Origin of the sequence: Streptomyces sp. NPDC026672 (genome assembly GCF_040638185.1) — a bacterium.
GTDB lineage: Bacteria > Actinomycetota > Actinomycetes > Streptomycetales > Streptomycetaceae > Streptomyces.
On sequence record NZ_JBEZXS010000009.1, the window covers coordinates 1 to 17,021 of the forward strand.

General features: G+C 72.8%; 14 protein-coding genes. 6 read left to right on the plus strand and 8 right to left on the minus strand.

All coding sequences use genetic code 11. The features are described from left to right. Positions 1 to 210: 210 nt before the first annotated feature. From AB0F77_RS12575 to AB0F77_RS12595, 5 genes are all read right to left on the minus strand, one after another. Positions 211 to 1,587: an 8-oxoguanine deaminase gene (locus AB0F77_RS12575; protein ID WP_361945863.1), complete on the minus strand. Its 1,377-nt coding sequence runs from the start codon at positions 1,585 to 1,587 to the stop codon at positions 211 to 213. Positions 1,588 to 1,639: 52 nt separating this feature from the next. Beyond that, positions 1,640 to 2,563: a factor-independent urate hydroxylase gene (gene pucL, locus AB0F77_RS12580; RefSeq protein ID WP_361945866.1), complete on the minus strand. Its 924-nt coding sequence runs from the start codon at positions 2,561 to 2,563 to the stop codon at positions 1,640 to 1,642. 3 nt (positions 2,564 to 2,566) lie between these two features. After that, complete coding sequence (uraD, locus tag AB0F77_RS12585) at positions 2,567 to 3,499, minus strand: 2-oxo-4-hydroxy-4-carboxy-5-ureidoimidazoline decarboxylase (RefSeq protein WP_361945869.1); 933 nt, start codon at positions 3,497 to 3,499, stop codon at positions 2,567 to 2,569. A gap of 127 nt (positions 3,500 to 3,626) precedes the next feature. Further along, the gene (locus AB0F77_RS12590) at positions 3,627 to 3,938 is read right to left on the minus strand and encodes a helix-turn-helix domain-containing protein (RefSeq protein WP_361946483.1); all 312 of its coding nucleotides are present in this window, start codon (positions 3,936 to 3,938) and stop codon (positions 3,627 to 3,629) included. A 71-nt stretch (positions 3,939 to 4,009) separates the two neighbouring features. Then, complete coding sequence (locus tag AB0F77_RS12595; RefSeq protein ID WP_361945872.1) at positions 4,010 to 4,261, minus strand: hypothetical protein; 252 nt, start codon at positions 4,259 to 4,261, stop codon at positions 4,010 to 4,012. 243 nt (positions 4,262 to 4,504) lie between these two features. Between AB0F77_RS12595 and AB0F77_RS12600 the strand changes: the two genes are divergently transcribed. The 3 genes from AB0F77_RS12600 to AB0F77_RS12610 all read left to right on the plus strand — a co-directional run bounded on the left by AB0F77_RS12600 (position 4,505) and on the right by AB0F77_RS12610 (position 6,913). After that, complete coding sequence (locus tag AB0F77_RS12600) at positions 4,505 to 5,335, plus strand: TIM barrel protein (RefSeq protein WP_361945875.1); 831 nt, start codon at positions 4,505 to 4,507, stop codon at positions 5,333 to 5,335. A gap of 31 nt (positions 5,336 to 5,366) precedes the next feature. Then, complete coding sequence (locus AB0F77_RS12605; RefSeq protein WP_361945878.1) at positions 5,367 to 6,275, plus strand: 2-hydroxy-3-oxopropionate reductase; 909 nt, start codon at positions 5,367 to 5,369, stop codon at positions 6,273 to 6,275. Positions 6,276 to 6,673: 398 nt separating this feature from the next. After that, complete coding sequence (locus AB0F77_RS12610; RefSeq protein WP_361945881.1) at positions 6,674 to 6,913, plus strand: hypothetical protein; 240 nt, start codon at positions 6,674 to 6,676, stop codon at positions 6,911 to 6,913. 141 nt (positions 6,914 to 7,054) lie between these two features. On the opposite strand, the gene gcl is transcribed toward AB0F77_RS12610, so the two are convergent. Beyond that, positions 7,055 to 8,839: a glyoxylate carboligase gene (gcl, locus tag AB0F77_RS12615; RefSeq protein WP_361945884.1), complete on the minus strand. Its 1,785-nt coding sequence runs from the start codon at positions 8,837 to 8,839 to the stop codon at positions 7,055 to 7,057. Between the two features lie 197 nt (positions 8,840 to 9,036). Between gcl and AB0F77_RS12620 the strand changes: the two genes are divergently transcribed. Beyond that, positions 9,037 to 9,729 carry a hypothetical protein gene (locus AB0F77_RS12620; protein WP_361945887.1) on the plus strand — a complete coding sequence of 231 codons (693 nt, stop codon included), beginning with the start codon at positions 9,037 to 9,039 and terminating at the stop codon, positions 9,727 to 9,729. A gap of 57 nt (positions 9,730 to 9,786) precedes the next feature. Here the strand turns inward: AB0F77_RS12620 and AB0F77_RS12625 are convergent, their stop codons facing one another. Together AB0F77_RS12625 and AB0F77_RS12630 are read right to left on the minus strand one after the other, a co-directional pair. Then, complete coding sequence (locus AB0F77_RS12625; protein ID WP_361945890.1) at positions 9,787 to 11,394, minus strand: AMP-binding protein; 1,608 nt, start codon at positions 11,392 to 11,394, stop codon at positions 9,787 to 9,789. Beyond that, complete coding sequence (locus AB0F77_RS12630) at positions 11,391 to 13,061, minus strand: AMP-binding protein (protein ID WP_361945893.1); 1,671 nt, start codon at positions 13,059 to 13,061, stop codon at positions 11,391 to 11,393. Before AB0F77_RS12630 ends, AB0F77_RS12625 begins: the two co-directional genes overlap by 4 nt. Before the next feature lie 135 nt (positions 13,062 to 13,196). On the opposite strand from AB0F77_RS12630, the gene AB0F77_RS12635 reads away from it, so the two are divergent. Continuing rightward, the gene (locus AB0F77_RS12635) at positions 13,197 to 14,030 is read left to right on the plus strand and encodes a LuxR C-terminal-related transcriptional regulator (RefSeq protein ID WP_361945896.1); all 834 of its coding nucleotides are present in this window, start codon (positions 13,197 to 13,199) and stop codon (positions 14,028 to 14,030) included. 142 nt (positions 14,031 to 14,172) lie between these two features. Further along, the gene (locus AB0F77_RS12640; protein ID WP_361945899.1) at positions 14,173 to 16,989 is read left to right on the plus strand and encodes an AAA family ATPase; all 2,817 of its coding nucleotides are present in this window, start codon (positions 14,173 to 14,175) and stop codon (positions 16,987 to 16,989) included. Positions 16,990 to 17,021: the final 32 nt, after the last annotated feature.

Below are 17,021 nucleotides of genomic sequence, written 5' to 3' on the forward strand. Positions count from 1 at the left end.
CCTCGTACTGGATGTACTTGGGCGTTCCGACAACGCAGCGAGTGTGCGTGCCAGGCGTCGCGGGCCAGGCGGGACTTTCGAAACACGCCCTAGCGGGGTCGTGGCCGCTCCGGGGCGTACGCGTCGGCGTGCGCCCCTGCGGGGTCCGCGGCCACCGGACGGGAGCCGTCCCTCCCGGCCGGAGTCGGGCCGCCGTGCGCAACGGCGGTGTCAGTGCCCGGCGATGCGGGCGAGGCGCCGGGCCTCGGCCCGTGTGGAGCGGGCGACGGCGTCCTCGTCGACGAGCAGCAGGCGGCCGTCCGCGACGGTCTGACGGCCGTTCACGAACGCGGCGGTGACCGGGGCCGGGGCGCCGAGCACCAGGGCGGTCACCGGGTCGGCGATGGAGGCGTGGGCGAGGGTGTCCATCCGCCACAGCACCAGGTCGGCCAGCTTGCCGGGCTCAAGGGACCCGATCTCGGCGGCCCGGCCGAGCACACGGGCGCCGCCGTACGTCCCGAGGCGCAGTGCCTGACGGGCGTTCAGCGCCGCCTCCCGGTGCGGGCCGAGGCGGCCCACGAGCAGCGCGTTGCGCAGTTCGGTGTGCAGTTCGCCGGACTCGTTGGACGCCGTGCCGTCGACGCCGAGGCCGACCGGGACGCCGGCCGCGAGCATGTCGGGGACGCGCGCGATGCCCGCCGCGAGACGGGCGTTGGACGAGGGGCAGTGGGCGACACCGGTGCCGGTCCGGGCGAAGGCGTCGATGTCGGAGTCGTTCATGTGGACGCAGTGCGCCATCCACACGTCCTCGCCGAGCCAGCCCGTGGACGCGAAGTAGTCGGTCGGGCCCATGCCGAACCGCTCGTGGCAGAACTTCTCCTCCTCGACCGTCTCGGAGCCGTGGGTGTGCAGCCGCACCCCCAGCCGACGGGCCAGTTCGGCGCCCTGGCGCAGGAGTTCGGTGGAGACGGAGAACGGGGAGCAGGGCGCGACGGCGACCTGGGTCATGGCGCCGAAGGACGCGTCGTGATGTTCCCGGACCGTGGCCTCGGTGGCGGCGAGGGCACCGTCCAGGCTCTCCACGGCGAAGTCGGGCGGCAGCCCCCCGTCCTTCTCGCCGAGGTCCATGGAGCCGCGGGCCAGGGTGAAGCGGACGCCGGTCTCGCGGGCGGCGCGGACGATCGCGCCGGACAGGTCGCCGGCGCCCCGGGGATGGACGTAGTGGTGGTCCATGGCGGTGGTGACACCGCCGCGGGCCATCATCGCCAGGGAGCCCTGGGCGGCGGCGTACACCATGGGTTCGTCGATGCGGGCCCAGGTCGGGTAGAGCGCGACCAGCCAGTCGAAGAGGTTGTGGTCGGTGGCCAGGCCGCGGGTGATCCACTGGTAGAAGTGGTGGTGGGTGTTGACCAGGCCGGGCGTGACCAGGTGCCCGGTGGCGTCGATGCGGCGGACGACGTTCTCCAGCCCCTCCGGGGCGCCGCCCGCGCCGATCGCCTCGATGCGGTCGTCCGCGAGGACGACGTGTCCCTGCGCGTACTCCGTGTCGTCGGCGTCGACCGTCGCGATCGCGCAGTTCTCGACGACGGTGCGCTGGACTGCTGCCACGGTGTGTCCTTTTCGCTCGGCGGACGGCGGGGGAAGGGGCGACACGGGTTCGCTACAGGTTGGTGAGGTCGGCCGGGATGCGCGCCTCGCTGCCCTCGCGCAGCACGGTGGCCTCGATCAGGCCGTACGGCCGGTCGGCCGCGAAGTACACCTCGTTGTCGTTCTTCAGCCCGAACGGCTCCAGGTCGACGAGGAAGTGGTGCTTGTTCGGCAGGGAGAAGCGGACCTCGTCTATCTCGTCGCGGTTCTCGATGATGCGGGCGCCCATCCGGTACAGCGTCTGCTGGAGCGAGAGGGAGTAGGTCTCGGCGAAGGCCCGCAGCAGGTGGCCCCTGGTCTGGGCGTAGGACTCGTCCCAGTCGGGCACGACGGCCCCGCCGTCCCAGTTGAAGCGCCAGCGGGCGGCCACCTCGGTGGCGAGGACGCGGTCACGGGTCTCGGGGAGCGTCGTGTACTTGTCCTTGACGTAGCCCCAGAACTCGGAGTCGGTGGAGTTCATCACGACGAGGTCCTTGAGCCCCGACGTCACCTCCCACGAGGTGCCGTCGTAGGCGACCTGGGCCAGCCGGGTCTCCTGGCCCTTGCGGACGAAGGAATGCTTGCTCTCGACGGCGCCGGTGGATCCGGAGGCCGCGATGCGCTCCCAGGCGTACTCCTCGACGCGGACGCGGGCCCGGTGGATCGCCTCCTGCGAGGTGACGAAGTGGCGGGCGAGGTGGATGGCGAACTGCTCGGCCGACTCGATGCCGTGCTCCTTGGCGAACGCGTACACCGTGTTCTTGGTGGAGTCGGTCGGCAGCACGTGGGCGTTGGACCCGGAGAGGTGCACCTCGGACAGGTCGCCGCTCAGCGACACGGACACATTGAGGTCCTTGAGGTGGTGGGTGGCGCCGTCCCTCGTGATCCTGACGACTCTGCACTCGGCCTTGCCGTACTGGTTCGGTCCCAGAACGACGGAGCGGGAATGGACGGTCATGAGCTAGCTCCCTCGGTAGACGGAGTAACCGAACGGGGTGAGCAGCAGCGGCACATGGTGGTGCTCGCCCGGTGCGACGGCGAAGACGACCGTCACCTCGGGGAAGAACACTGCGCCGCCGTCCCGGTTCGCGGGGGCGTCCTGCTGCGGATCGGCTTGCTGCGGATCTGCTTGCTGCTTCGCGGAGTTCTCGAAGTACGGCCCGACCGCGAACACGAGCCGTACGTGGGTGGTTCCCTCCGGCGGTACCGGCAGGTCCTTGCATCGCCCGTCCGTGTCGGTCGTGGCCGCGCCCAGCTCCCGCCATCCGGCGTCGTGCCCCGCGCGGGCGGCGAGCCGGACGGACACGCCCGCGGCGGGGCGGCCGACGCTGGTGTCCAGGATGTGCGTGGACACCGAGGCGGTGGTGCCGGTGCTCATGGTGTGTCGGTCCTCCGCGACGAGTCGGGCGAGGCGGATGCGGTTGATCTTCCCCAGTTCGGTGCGGACGATCTCCCGTTCCCGTGCGGGCGGGTTGCCGATCCGCTCCTGGGCGGCGTCCCGCATCCGCTCGGCGGTGAGTCCGGTCGCGCAGATCAGGAAGACGTGGCCGAACCGCTCCTGGTAGGCGAGGTTCAGTTCCAGCATCTCCGCCCTCAGTCGCGCGGGCGCGCCGGACATGCCGCGCTGTTCCCGTGCCGAGGCGGGGTCGCCGGGCTTCGGGCGGCCGATCGGCGGGTGGCCGGCCATGGCCTCCGCGAGGTCGTCGGGGGTCAGGGCCGCCGTGGCCGCGTCGGCGGTGGCGTACAGGTCGTCGGGGGTGGCGTAGGGGCGGCCGGCGAGCAGCCGCCGGGTCCAGGCGGTGGAGGCGCAGACCTCGTGGAGGGCGGCGCGGGCCGCGGGTTCCGTGAGGGCGTTGAACCGGGCCAGGCCCTGGGGCGTGGGAGTCGACGTCACGGGGAGCCTCCGTGGCCGTGGGGGGCCGTACGAACGGATCGGGCTGCCGCCAGCTAACGCCCTCCGGAACACCGCGTCAACACTTTGTTGAAAATTCGGGGTTACAAGCCCCTGCGGACCCTTCCCCCTACAGGCCCTTCTCGCGGTTGAGGTAGTTGTAGACGGTGAAGCGGCTGACGCCGAGCGCGGTCGCGACGGTCTCCACACCGTGCCGCACGGAGAAGGCGCCGCGCGCCTCCAGCACCCGTACGACCTCCTGTTTCGCCTTGCGGTCCAGCTCGGCGAGGGGCTTGCCGCGCTGCCGTTCCATGGCGGCGAGGATGTGGTCGAGGGAGTCGGCGAGCTGCGGCAGGCGCACGGCCACCACGTCGGCGCCCCGCCAGGCGAGCACGACGTCGTCGGGGCCCGCCTCGGCGGGCGGCAGCAGTTCCCCGCCCATGGCGTCGACCAGCGGCTTCACCGCCGCGACGAAGGGGTCGCTCCCGGTCGTGTCCCCGGGCACGTCCCCGGTCAATTGCCGTCCTCCCCGACCACGTTGACCTGGAGCGAGATACGGGTGGCGCCGGCCGCCAGCGAGCGGCGCAGCAGGGTGTCGACGGTGCCGAGCACCGTATCGGCGCCACCCTCGGCGGTGTTGCCGAACGGGCCGACGTCCACCGCGTCGAGATCGGCCGTCTCGATGACCTCGCGGGCGGCCAGCGCGTGCGCCGGAGCCTCGTCGAGATCGAAGGGTTCCGTCGTGAACTCCACTCGCAGTCGCACTGTGCCCCCATGGCATCGCTCGCCCCGGTCGCTCCGTGAGGACCCTAACCCACCGACACGCCCCGGGAACGGGCTCAGCCGCGGCGCCTCCCCCTTGACAGCGCGGCACCTTCCCCTTGACACCGCCGCGCCTTCCCCTTGACAAGTGCAATGCTCGACCTACAAACTTCCATTAAGCAGAAATACAATTCCGCAATACGGAAATGCACGGAACCAACAAGACCGGAAGGGAGCGCGGCCCTGATGGGATTCGCAGACCAGCGCTTCAACGTCAACCTGTCGATCCTCTTCACGGAACTCCCGCTCCTGGAGCGCCCCGCGGCCGCCGCCGCGGCCGGCTTCACCGCGGTCGAGCTGTGGTGGCCCTGGGTCGGGACGCCCACCCCCGAGCAGACGGAACTCGATGCGCTCAAGCGCGCGATCGACGACGCGGGCGTGCGGCTCACCGGCCTGAACTTCTACGCCGGGCAGCTCCCCGGCCCCGACCGCGGCGCGCTGTCCGTGCCGGGCGAGGAGTCCCGGCGGTTCCGCGCCAACGTCGACGTCGCCGCCGACTTCGCCGCCTCCCTGGGCTGCACGGCGCTCAACGCCCTCTACGGCAACCGCGTGGACGGCGTCGACCCGGACGTCCAGGACGCGCTCGCGCTGGAGAACCTGACGCTCGCGGCCCGTGCCGCCGACCGCATCGGCGCGATCCTGCTGATCGAGGCGCTGAACGAGCCCGAGTCGCCGCGCTACCCGCTGGTCTCGGCGCCGGCCGCCGTCGCGGTCGTCGACCGGGTCAACGAGGCGACCGGCCTCGGCAACGCCCGGTTCCTCATGGACCTCTACCACCTGTCCATGAACGGCGAGGACCTGCCGTCGGTGATCGAGCGGTTCACGGCGAGGACCGGGCACGTGCAGATCGCCGACAACCCGGGCCGCGGGGCGCCGGGCACCGGCGCGCTGCCCCTGGAGGACCTCCTCGACCGGCTGCGGAAGGCGGGCTACGACGGCTGGGTCGGCCTGGAGTACAAGCCGGGCGACCGGCCGAGCGCGGAGTCCTTCGACTGGCTGCCCCGCGACGCCCGCTGACCACCCACCCCGCACGAGAGGCACCCTCACCATGAGCAGCACCCCTACGGAATCCTCCCGCCCGGCGATCGCGTGGATCGGCCTCGGCATCATGGGCTCCCCCATGTCCGAGAACCTGATCAAGGCGGGGTACGACGTCACCGGCTTCACCCTGGAGCAGGAGAAGCTGGACCGCCTGGCCGCCGCGGGCGGCAGCGTGGCCGGCTCGGTCGCCGAGGCCGTCGCCGGCGCCGATGTGGTGATCACGATGGTGCCCGCGTCCCCGCAGGTCGAGGCGGTCGCCTACGGCCCGGACGGCATCCTGGAGAACGCCCGGCCCGGCACCCTGCTGATCGACATGTCCTCGATCACCCCGCAGACCTCCGTCGACCTGGCGAAGGCCGCCGCCGAGAAGGGCATCCGCGTCCTGGACGCCCCCGTCTCCGGCGGTGAGGCCGGCGCGATCGAGGCGGTGCTGTCCATCATGGTCGGCGGCGAGCGGGCCGACTTCGACGCCGCGAAGCCGGTGTTCGACGTGCTGGGCAGGACCATCGTGCTGTGCGGTCCGCACGGCGCCGGGCAGACCGTGAAGGCGGCCAACCAGCTCATCGTCGCCGTGAACATCCAGGCGTGCGCCGAGGCCGTGGTCTTCCTGGAGAAGTCCGGCGTGGACCTCGCGGCGGCCCTCGACGTCCTGAACGGCGGTCTCGCGGGCTCGACCGTGCTGACGCGGAAGAAGGACAACTTCCTCGACCGCGACTTCAAGCCGGGCTTCCGCATCGACCTGCACCACAAGGACATGGGCATCGTCACCGACGCCGCGCGCACCGTGGGCGCGGTCCTGCCGGTCGGTGCCGTGGTCGCCCAGCTCGTCGCCGGTCTGCGTGCGCAGGGCGACGGCGGCCTCGACCACTCCGCGCTGCTGCGGGCCGTGGAGCGCCTCTCCGGCGCCCGGGTCTGACGCGGCCCCCCGAGCTCCGGGCGGCCCCGGCGCCGACAACTGTCCTGTCGCGCCCAGGTGCCGGCGTCGCCCGGAATCCACTCGCACGCGCCCGGTCCCGGCACGGCCGGGGCCGGGCCGGCGAACGGCGTGCGCGGTCCGGCGGGAGGCCGTGACCGCGTGCGCGCAGCCCGCCGCCGGGCGGCCCGGGACGAGGGTGGCCGGCCGGTGCGCGGGCGGCGAGGACCGCGGCGGGCCTGCGAGCCAGTGCGGTGGTGAGGGAACCGAAGCCCCCTTCCCGGCCTGAGGGAAGCGGGCCGCCGGGTCCTGTCGCAGCCGCCGCGGTCCCAGCCTCCCGCCGTCCGGGAACCCGCCTCCGCCGGGGTGCGCGTCGGCGCCCGCCGCAGGAGGCTTGAGGCATGACGCATCCATCGCCCCGGTTTCCGCACATCGTGGTGCACAGCCCGGCCCTCGACGGGTCCCGGCGGGTCACCGAGGGCGAGGTCGTCCTCGGCATCGCCTCCCACCTGGACGACGTGGTCGAGATCCTGCGCATGGCCGACCTGGACCGGATCGAGGTCGAAGACGATGACATCGTCGAATGGCAGGGGGGTGGGCCGGACGAGTGGCCGGGCCTTTCCGAGCACCCGGATGATTGACGGCACCTGATCTGCCGGGTCCCGTCCCTGTCGTGCAGGCGCGCAGCGCCGCACGACAGGGGCGCGGGGAACTGCGCGACCAGCCACAGCGCACCCGCACCCCGCGACGAACCGCACCCCGCACACGCGACCGCCCCGCCGTCACACCTTCAACGTACGGATCGACGTCGGCGCATGCCCCGGCTCCGTGGCGATCTCCTCGAACTCGACCACGTTCCCGATGTCGTTGGTGGTGGACATCGAGATGTTGGTGACCCGCTCCAGGATCGCCTCGACGACCACCGGCACCCGGTGCTCCTCGGCGAGCTTCTTCGCCAGCTCGAAGGCGGCGCCCAGTTCGTTCGGGTCGGTCACGCGGATCGCCTTGCAGCCGAGGCCCTCGGCGACCTTGACGTGGTCCACGCCGTAGACGCCCAGCTCGGGCGAGTTGATGTTCTCGAACTCCAGGTTGACCTGGAAGTCGATGTCGAAGGCCCGCTGCGCCTGGCGGATCAGCCCGAGGTAGGAGTTGTTCACCAGCACGTGCACGTACGGGATCCGGTGCTGGGCGCCGACGGCCAGTTCCTCGATCATGAACTGGAAGTCGTAGTCCCCGGAGAGCGCGACGACCTGCGCCTCGGGGTCGGCCTTGGCGACGCCGAGCGCGGCCGGGATGGTCCAGCCGAGGGGGCCCGCCTGACCGCAGTTGATCCAGTGCCGCGGCCTGAAGACGTGCAGCATCTGGGCGCCGGCGATCTGCGAGAGGCCGATCGTGGAGACGTACCGCGTCTCGGGGCCGAACGCCTTGTTCATCTCCTCGTAGACCCGCTGCGGCTTGATCGGGATGTCGTCGAAGTGGGTACGGCGCTGGAGCGTGGCGCGCTTCTCCTGCGCGGCGGCGGCCCAGCCGGAGCGGTCGGGCAGCCGGCCCTCGGCCTTCAACTCGCGTGCCACCTCGACGAAGAGGCGCAGCGCGGCCCCGGCGTCGGAGGCGATGCCGAAGTCCGGGGCGAAGATCTTGCCGAGCTGGGTGGGCTCGACGTCGACGTGCACGAACGTGCGGCCCGCCGTGTAGACGTCCAGCTTGCCGGTGTGGCGGTTGGCCCAGCGGTTGCCGATGCCGAGGACGAAGTCGGACTCCAGGAAGGTCGCGTTGCCGTAGCGGTGCGAGGTCTGGAGGCCGACCATGCCGGCGTTCAGCTCGTGGTCGTCCGGCAGCACGCCCCAGCCCATCAGCGTGGGCACCACCGGCACACCGGTCAACTCGGCGAACTCGACGAGGAGTTCGGACGCGTCCGCGATGACGACACCGCCGCCCGCGACGATCAGCGGCCGCTCGGACTCGTTCAGCATCCGGAGCGCCTTCTCGATCTGGGCGCGGCTCGCGACGGGCTTGTAGACCGGGAGCGGCTCGTAGGTCTCCGGGTCGAACTCGATCTCGGTGAGCTGGACGTCGAGGGGCAGGTCGATCAGGACCGGGCCGGGGCGGCCGGAGCGCATCAGGTGGAACGCCTGCTGGAAGACGCCGGGGACCTGCGCGGCCTCCAGGACGGTCACCGCCATCTTGGTGACGGGGCCCGCGATCGAGGCGATGTCGACGGCCTGGAAGTCCTCCTTGTGGATCACCGCGGTCGGGGCCTGGCCGGTGATGCACAGGATCGGGATGGAGTCGCCGGTGGCCGAGTACAGACCGGTGATCATGTCGGTGCCCGCGGGGCCCGACGTGCCGATGCAGACCCCGATGTTGCCGGGGTGGGTGCGGGTGTAGCCCTCGGCCATGTGCGAGGCGCCCTCGACGTGCCGGGCGAGGGTGTGGGTGATGCCGCCGGATGCCTTGAGGGCCGCGTAGAAGGGGTTGATCGCCGCGCCCGGCACACCGAACGCGTCGGTGGTCCCCTCACGCTTGAGGATCTCAACTGCCGCGCGGGCAGCCGTCATTCGAGCCATCGAGTACTCCTGCTTCGGCTGTCGGATGCGTACTCCCGTCGCGCCCCGCGGGTGAGCACTTCCGTATGGTGGAATATGTTTTCTGCTATCTGGAATCAATGTAGGGGGGTGGACAAAGGCAGTCAAGAGACGGACAAGCGGGGCCCGGAGGGAGCACGATGGGGCCGTTGTCCCTCAGCGATGCCGGGGAGAAGGCCATGTCCGAGAGCGTGCCGGTGCGCTGTCCGGTCTGCGGGCGCGAGCACCACTACGCCGCGCCCGCCTACCCCTGCGCGTGCGGCACGGCGGTCGCCCCGGCGCTCGACGCGGACGCCCCGCCGAGCGTGCTCGACCACCGCGCCTGGGACGAGGAGTGGATCACCGTGACCTGCCGCTCCTGCGGGAGCTCCGCCCCCTGGCCCCGGCCGGAACTGGGCTGCGCGTGCGGCACGGTGCTGCGCGTCCCCCTCGCGACCGACCCGCCCGCGACCGACCGGCCCGAGGCGGACCGGCCCGAGGTCGACGTGCCCCGCGAGGTGCTCGGGCCCGTCACGATCCGTACGGCGCGGGACGCCGTCACCGCCGCCGTGCTGTATCTGCGCCGGCTGGGCCACCGGGACATCCGCCGCGCCGACCAGCGTCCCCCGTCCGGCATCGGTCTCGCCGCCCGGGGCCTCGTGGCCCAGGTCGACCCGACGGTCCGGCCGGCCTCCGCGCGCGACGTGGAGTGCCTGTGGCTGACCGCCATGACGGAGTCGGCGACCTGCGTCCACTTCTCCCTGGCGGGTTACACCCCCGAGGCCGTCGCCCGCGCCGACGGCCTGCTGATCCCCCTGTTCGTCCTGGACCTCACCGGCACCCCCCGGCCGGCGAACCCCACCGCCGACGCCCTCCACGCGACGCGCGTCTGACCGCACGCACCGGGCCCCGGCCGCGTCGGCGACCGGGGCCCGTGCGACGGCGTGGCGCTACGCCCCGTACCTCTCGCGCAGTTCGACCTTGCGGACCTTGCCCGAGACCGTCATCGGGAAGGTGTCCAGGAGCTGGAGGCGGGTCGGGACCTTGTAGTGGGCGAGGCGGCCCTCGCAGTAGGCGCGCAGGGACTCCAGGGTCGGGGGGTCGGCGGGGTCCCGCGCGATGACGCAGGCCAGCACCTCCTCGCCGTACTTCTCGTGCGGCACCCCGACGACCTGGACGTCCCTGACCTGCGGGTGGCCGTAGAGGAACTCCTCGATCTCACGCGGGTAGACGTTCTCGCCGCCCCGGATGACCATGTCCTTGATGCGGCCGACGATCTCGACGTACCCGTCCTCGCGCATCGTCGCGAGGTCCCCGGTGTGCATCCAGCGGCCGGCGTCGACCACCTCGGCGGTCTTCTCCGGCTCGTTCCAGTAGCCGAGCATCACGCTGTAGCCGCGGGTGCACAGCTCGCCCGCCTCGCCCCGGGGCAGCGTCACGCCCGTGACCGGGTCGACGACCTTGACCTCCAGGTGCGGCAGGACCCGCCCGACGGTGCCGGTGCGGTGCTCCAGGTCGTCCTCGATCCGGGTCTGGAGGGAGACCGGGGAGGTCTCGGTCATGCCGTAGCAGATGGACACCTCGGCCATGTGCATCTCGGCGACCACCCGCTTCATCACCTCCACCGGGCAGGGCGAGCCCGCCATGATGCCGGTGCGCAGGCTGGAGAGGTCGTACGACGCGAAGTCGGGCAGGTTCAACTCCGCGATGAACATGGTCGGGACGCCGTACAGCGAGGTGCACCGCTCACTCTGCACCGCCTCCAGCGTGGCCCTCGGTTCGAAGGACGGCGCCGGGATCACGACGCACGCGCCGTGCGAGGTGGCGGCCAGGTTGCCCATCACCATGCCGAAGCAGTGGTAGAAGGGCACGGGCACACAGATGCGGTCCTGCTCGTCGTAGGCGACCAGCTCTCCCACGAAGTACCCGTTGTTCAGGATGTTGTGGTGGGAGAGCGTGGCGCCCTTGGGAAAGCCCGTCGTGCCCGAGGTGTACTGGATGTTGATGGGGTCGTCGCAGGACAACTCGGCCTGCCGGGCGTCCAGTTCCGCGCGCCGCTCCGGCCCGCCCCGCCCGGTGAACGCCTCCCAGCCCGGGTCCCCGATGTAGACCGTCTCGCGCAGCGTCGGGCACCGGCCGCGCACCTGCTCCACCATCGCCCGGTAGTCGCTCGACTTGTGGCGCAGCGAGGCGAACAGCAGGGAGATCCCGGCCTGTTCGAGGACGAACTCCAGCTCGTGCGTGCGGTACGCCGGGTTGATGTTGACCATGATCGCGCCGACGCGGGCGGTGGCGTACTGCACCAGCACCCACTCGGCGCAGTTGACGGCCCAGATGCCCACCCGGTCGCCCTTGGCGACCCCGCTCGCCAGCAGCGCGTACGCCAACCGGTCGACGTCGGCGGCGAATTCGGTGTACGTCCAGCGCCGCCCCTTGACCACGTCGACCAGGGCCTCGCGCTCCGGCCAGGCCGCGACCGCCCGGTCCAGGTCGGCCCCGATGGTGTCCCCGAGCAGCGCGGTGCCGCTCGTGCCGTGGGTGTACGACGACTCACTCACCGGAAGTCCTCCTCGCGGTACTCGTCGGCCGAGCCCTCGGCCGTGGCCTCGCGCAGCTCGATCCGGCGGATCTTCCCGGACACGGTCTTGGGCAGCTCGCCGAACTCCAGCCGGCGGATGCGCTTGTAGGGGGCGAGGACCTGGCGGGAGTGCTCGAACAGCACCTTCGCGGTGTCGGGTCCGGGCTGCCAGCCCTCGGCGAGGACGACGTACGCCTTCGGCACGGCCAGCCGCAGTTCGTCCGGCGCGGGCACGACGGCGGCCTCGGCCACCGCCTCGTGCTCCAGCAGGGCGCTCTCCAGCTCGAACGGGCTGATCTTGTAGTCGGACGCCTTGAAGACGTCGTCGGTGCGCCCGATGTAGGTGAGGTAGCCGTCCTCGTCGCGGGAGGCGACGTCGCCGGTGCGGTAGTAGCCGCCCGCCATCGCCTCGGCCGTGCGGTCGGGGTCGCCGTGGTAGCCGGCCATCAGGCCCACCGGGCGGCCGGACAGCTCCAGCGCGATCTCGCCCTCGCTCGCGCCGGGGGCGCCGGAGACCGGGTCGAGCAGTTCCACCCGGTAGCCGGGGCTGGGCCGGCCCATGGAACCGGTCTTCAGCGGCTGGCCGGGGCTGTTGGAGACCTGCACGGCGGTCTCGGTCTGCCCGAAGCCGTCCCGGACGGTGACGCCCCAGGCGCGGCGCACCTGTTCGATGACCTCGGGGTTGAGCGGCTCGCCCGCGGCCACGGCGGCGCGCGGCGGGGTGCGCAGCTGGGACAGGTCGGCCTGGATGAGCATGCGCCACACGGTCGGCGGCGCGCAGAACGTGGTCACCCCGGCCCGGTCCATCTCGGCCATCAGCCGGCCCGCGTCGAAGCGCGTGTAGTTGTGGATGAACACCGTCGCCTCCGCGTTCCACGGGGCGAACAGGTTGGACCAGGCGTGCTTGGCCCAGCCGGGTGAGGAGATGTTGAGGTGCACGTCGCCGGGGCGCAGGCCGATCCAGTACATGGTGGCGAGGTGGCCGATCGGGTAGGAGACGTGCGTGTGCTCGACCAGCTTGGGGCGGGCGGTGGTGCCCGAGGTGAAGTAGAGCATCAGCGGGTCGTCGGCGAGGGTGGGCCCGTCCGGGACGAAGTCCGCGGAGGCGGTGTACGCGTCCTCGTACCTGAGCCAGCCCTCGGGGGCGCCGCCGACGGCGATGCGGGTGTAGCCGCCGGGGACCTCGTCGAACTTCCCGGTGTCGGCGGCGCGGGCCAGCACGTGCCGCACCCGGCCCCGCTCGACGCGGTCGCTCAGGTCGGCCGGGCCGAGCAGCGGGGTGGCCGGGATGACGACGGCCCGCAGCTTCATGGCGGCGAGCGCGGTCTCCCACAGTTCGGCCTGGTTGCCGAGCATGACGAGGATGCGGTCCTCGGCGGCGACGCCCCGGGCGCGCAGCCAGCCCGCGATCCGGTCGGAGCGGTCGGACAGTTCGGCGAAGGACAGCTTCGTCTCGCCGCCGTCCTCCTCGACGATGTGCAGGGCGGTGCGGTCGTTGCCGTCCGCGACGACGTCGAACCAGTCCAGGGCCCAGTTGAACTCGTCAGGCCGGGGCCAGCTGAAGCCCGCGTAGGCCGTGGCGTAGTCCTCGCGGTGCTCCAGCAGGTAGTCCCGTGCCGCGCGGAAGGCGTCCGTCGCCGTTGTCATCTGTCCCACTCCTGGTCGTTCGTGCCGGGCCACTGCCGGGCGGCTCTCTGGCATCGTGTATTCCGTGACCCAGGTCTCACTACCCCCGTACGGGGGTGTGGACTGCACAGGAAGCCGCGATGAAGGGGCGAACGGGTGGCAACGGACGACTCGGGGGCGGTGGAGATATACGGCGCGCTGGCCCGGCTGCGGCGGGCGACGGGGCTCCCGGTCGCCTTCGGCGGCCTGGTCGAGCCGGGCCGCGCGCGGGTGCGGATCAGCGAGCTGAGCGGTACGGCCACGCCCGCGCTGCGTTCGCTCGCGGTGATCTCGGGCAACGGCCTCGGCGGCAAGGCGGTGGCGCTGGCCCGGCCGTGCGCGGTGACGGACTACTCGTCGTCGCGGCAGATCAGCCACGAGTACGACGTGCCGGTGGCCGCGGAGGGGCTGCGCTCCGTGCTGGCCGTGCCGGTGGTGGTGCGCCGCCGGGTGCGCGGGGTGCTGTACGCGGCCCTGCGCTCGGCCCAGCCGCTCGGGGACCGCGCGCTGAGCGCGGCGGTGGCGGTGGCCCGGGACGTGGAGCAGTCGCTGGTGGTGCGGGAGGAGGTGGGCGAGCTGCTGGCGGCGGCCCGCCCGGAGCGTGTCCCGGACGCGGCGAACGGGGTCGCCTGGGAGCAGGTGCGGGAGGCGCACGCGGCGCTGCGGGCCCTGGCGCCGAGGATCGCCGACCCGGCGCTGCGGGCCGAACTCCTGGCCGCCTGCGGTCTGTTGACGGCTCCGGAGCCCGCAGGCGGCATGAGTCTGGCGCCGCGCGAGCTGGACGTGCTGTCCTGGGTGGCGGCGGGCGCGACCAACGCGGTGGTGGCCGAGCGGCTGGGATTGCGCCCCGAGACGGTCAAGGGCTATCTGCGCTCGGCCATGCGCCGGTTGGGCGCCCACACACGCGGGGAGGCGGTCGCGGCGGCGCGCAGGGCGGGGCTGCTGCCTTAGGCAGGAAACCTTTCCATTCGTTCAGGCGGATGCCGAATATCCTTGTGCCGAAGCGCTGTTATTTGCCTCACCACGTCTTCCGTCCGAAATTCAAGGATCATTGCCTAGAATTTTGGTCAGGACACGACACACGAGGGGAGCGGTGACCGTGCGAGGGGACTTCCAGGAGCCTGCCCGATGCCGCCCCGACCTGGTCATCGGCCGGGAGGACCTGTTCGCGCGGGCCCGGGAGCAACTCGCCTCGGGCGGCAGTGTGCTGCTGCACGGCCCCGCCGGAATAGGGAAATCGACCGTACTGCGGGCGTTGGCCGCGGAATATGCCGACGCGGCGCGCACCGTGTTGCGCTGCTCGGCGACCGAGTCGGAATCGCATCTGCCCTTCCTCGCCCTCGCCGACCTCCTCGGACTGGTCGTCGACGAGGTCTGCGACCAGCTCCCCGCGGCCCAGCGCACGGCCCTGGAGTCGGCGCTCACCGGCCGCGCCGAGTCCGCCCTCCAGCGCGACGGGCTGGCCCTGCGGCTGGCCGTGCTGTCCGCGCTGCGCGCGCTCGCCGCCGAGGGCCCCGTCCTGATCGTCGCCGACGACCTCCAGTGGCTGGATCCGGCCAGCGCCGAGATCCTCGGCTTCGCGGCCCGCAGACTCGGCGGCACCCCGGTGCGGCTGCTGTCCGCGGTACGCACCGAGGGGCAGGACTACGACCGTCATCTACGCGCGTCCCCGCCCGACACCGTCGCCGTACGCCTCGGTCCGCTCTCCCGCGCCCAGACCGCCGAACTCCTCGGCCAGCGCGGTCATTCCGGGCTGACCCGCTCCACGGTCCGCGAGATCCACCGCACCAGCGGCGGCAACCCGCTGTTCGCCCTGGAACTGGGCCGCGCCCTCGCCGAGAGCCCCACCCCGCCACGGCCCGGCGAACCCCTGCCGGTGCCCACCTCGCTGCGCGCGCTGGTGCTCAGCCGGCTCGACATGCTGTCGGTGGAGGCCCGCCGCACCCTGCTGGTCGCCAGCGCCGGCGCCCGCCCCACCCCCGCGCTGCTGCACGCGGCCGGCCGCGAGAACGTCGAGGCCGAGTGCGCCCAGGCCGCCGAACTCGGCCTGCTGGCGACGGACCCGGACGGCTCGGCCGGCTCCACCGTGCGCTTCGCCCATCCGCTCATCTCCGCCGCGCTGTACGCCGAGGCGCCCGCCCACGAACGGCGCACCGCGCACGCCGCGTTGTCGACCGCGGCCTCCGACCCGATCGAACGCGCCCGCCATCTCGCCCTGGCCACCACCGGCACCGACCCGGAGGCCGCCGCCCGTCTCGCCGGGGCCGCCGCCCAGGCCCGCGACCGCGGGGCACCCTCCGTCGCCGCGCAGCTCGGTCTGCTCGCGGCCCGGCACACCCCCGCCGACCACCGGCCCGGCCCTGACGAACGCCGCCTCCAGGCCGCCGAGGACGCCATCACCGCCGGAGAGGTCGACCTCGCCCGGGACATCGCCCGCGAGGTGCTGACCCGGGCGACCGTGCCCGCCGACCGGGTGCGGGCCTGGATCATCGTCATCGACACCGCCGGACACACCATGACGGAGGTCGACGCCGTCTTCCCGCAGGCCCTCGCGGACGCCGGCGACGACCCCCGGCTGCTCGCCCTGGTCCACTACCAACTGGCCTGGCGGGCGCTCATCGTGGAGGGCGACTTCACCGAGGCCCGCGAGGCCGCCGCCCACGCGGCGAAGCTCGCCGAGCGCGGCGCGGACCGGCGCACCGAACTGCTCGCCCTCTCCTTCCAGGCCCAGACCGAGACCCTGATGGGCCATCCGGACGCGCCGCTCACCATCAAGCAGGCCCTGAAGGAGCCCCAGGACCCCCGGGTGGCCTGCCACCACAACGGCGCGGGCAGCGCCCGCTTCCGCTGGCTGGTCATGGGCGACCAGCTCGTCGAGGCCCGCGCCACCGTCACGGCCCTGCTGCGCGAGGTGCGGCGGCGCGGCTCGGTGGAGAGCGAGGTGCACTTCCTGCGCGGGCTCGCCGAGACCGAACTGCGCGCCGGGCACTGCGGCCGGGCGCTCGAACTCGCCCGCGAGGGGCTGCGGCTGGCCCGCGACTCCGGGATCGGCGAGACGGCGTCCGCGATGCTGACCTCCCTCGCCGAGGCGTCCGGCGGGGACGTGGACACCGCGCTGGCCCTGGCCCGGGAGGCGGTGGCGCACGCCGAGGAGGACGGCGACCAGATGTATCTGTCCCGGGCCCTCGGCGCGCTCGGCCACGCCCAGTTGGTGGCCGGGGACCCGGCGGGCACCGTCCGTTCGCTGCGCCGGGTGCGCGAGCTGGAGACGGCCCTCGGCATCACCGACCCGGCGCGCGGCCGCTGGCAGGGCGACCTCGCCGAGGCGCTGGTACGCGTCGGGGAGCCGGCCGAGGCACAGGACGTCATCGACATCGCCCGCGGCCACGCGCAGCGGCTCGGCCGGGCCAGCGTGCTCGCCGTGCTCGACCGGGCCGAGGCGCTGGTGCGGGCCGCGCACGGCGACCGGGAGGGCGCGATCGCCCGGCTGACGTCCGCACAGGACCGGCTCGCCGCACTGGGCTACGGCCTGGAGGAGGCGCGGGCCGCGTTCGCGCTGGCCGCGCTGCGCGGCAGACGGCCGGGCCAGGAGACGTACGACGAGGCCACCCGGCTGTTCCGGCGGTGCCGCGCGCTGCCCTGGCTGCGCCGGGTGGACGAGGCCGCCGCCGCACCCGAACCGGAGCCGGAGCCGGCCCCCGCGGCCCGTGACGGTCTGGAGGGGCTGGCGTCGATGGAGCGTCAGGTCGCCGCGCTCGTCATGGAGGGCGCCACCAACCGGGAGATCGCCGCGCGGCTGTTCATCAGCGTCAAGACGGTGGAGGCGACGCTGACCCGGGTCTACCGCAAGCTGGGGATCCGCTCGCGGGTGGACATCGTCCGACTGGCGGCGGGGCGCCGCGCCAAGTGAGATCACGGCCGCTTTACTGAGCCGGACCGAGG

Bases quoted from the DNA above. Each gene is read 5' to 3' on its own strand.
- pucL (WP_361945866.1), bottom strand. From the start codon at position 2,563: ATGACCGTCCATTCCCGCTCCGTCGTTCTGGGACCGAACCAGTACGGC.
- AB0F77_RS12590 (WP_361946483.1), bottom strand. From the start codon at position 3,938: ATGGGCGGGGAACTGCTGCCGCCCGCCGAGGCGGGCCCCGACGACGTC.
- AB0F77_RS12600 (WP_361945875.1), top strand. From the start codon at position 4,505: ATGGGATTCGCAGACCAGCGCTTCAACGTCAACCTGTCGATCCTCTTC.
- AB0F77_RS12605 (WP_361945878.1), top strand. From the start codon at position 5,367: ATGAGCAGCACCCCTACGGAATCCTCCCGCCCGGCGATCGCGTGGATC.
- AB0F77_RS12610 (WP_361945881.1), top strand. From the start codon at position 6,674: ATGACGCATCCATCGCCCCGGTTTCCGCACATCGTGGTGCACAGCCCG.
- gcl (WP_361945884.1), bottom strand. From the start codon at position 8,839: ATGGCTCGAATGACGGCTGCCCGCGCGGCAGTTGAGATCCTCAAGCGT.
- AB0F77_RS12620 (WP_361945887.1), top strand. From the start codon at position 9,037: ATGTCCGAGAGCGTGCCGGTGCGCTGTCCGGTCTGCGGGCGCGAGCAC.
- AB0F77_RS12630 (WP_361945893.1), bottom strand. From the start codon at position 13,061: ATGACAACGGCGACGGACGCCTTCCGCGCGGCACGGGACTACCTGCTG.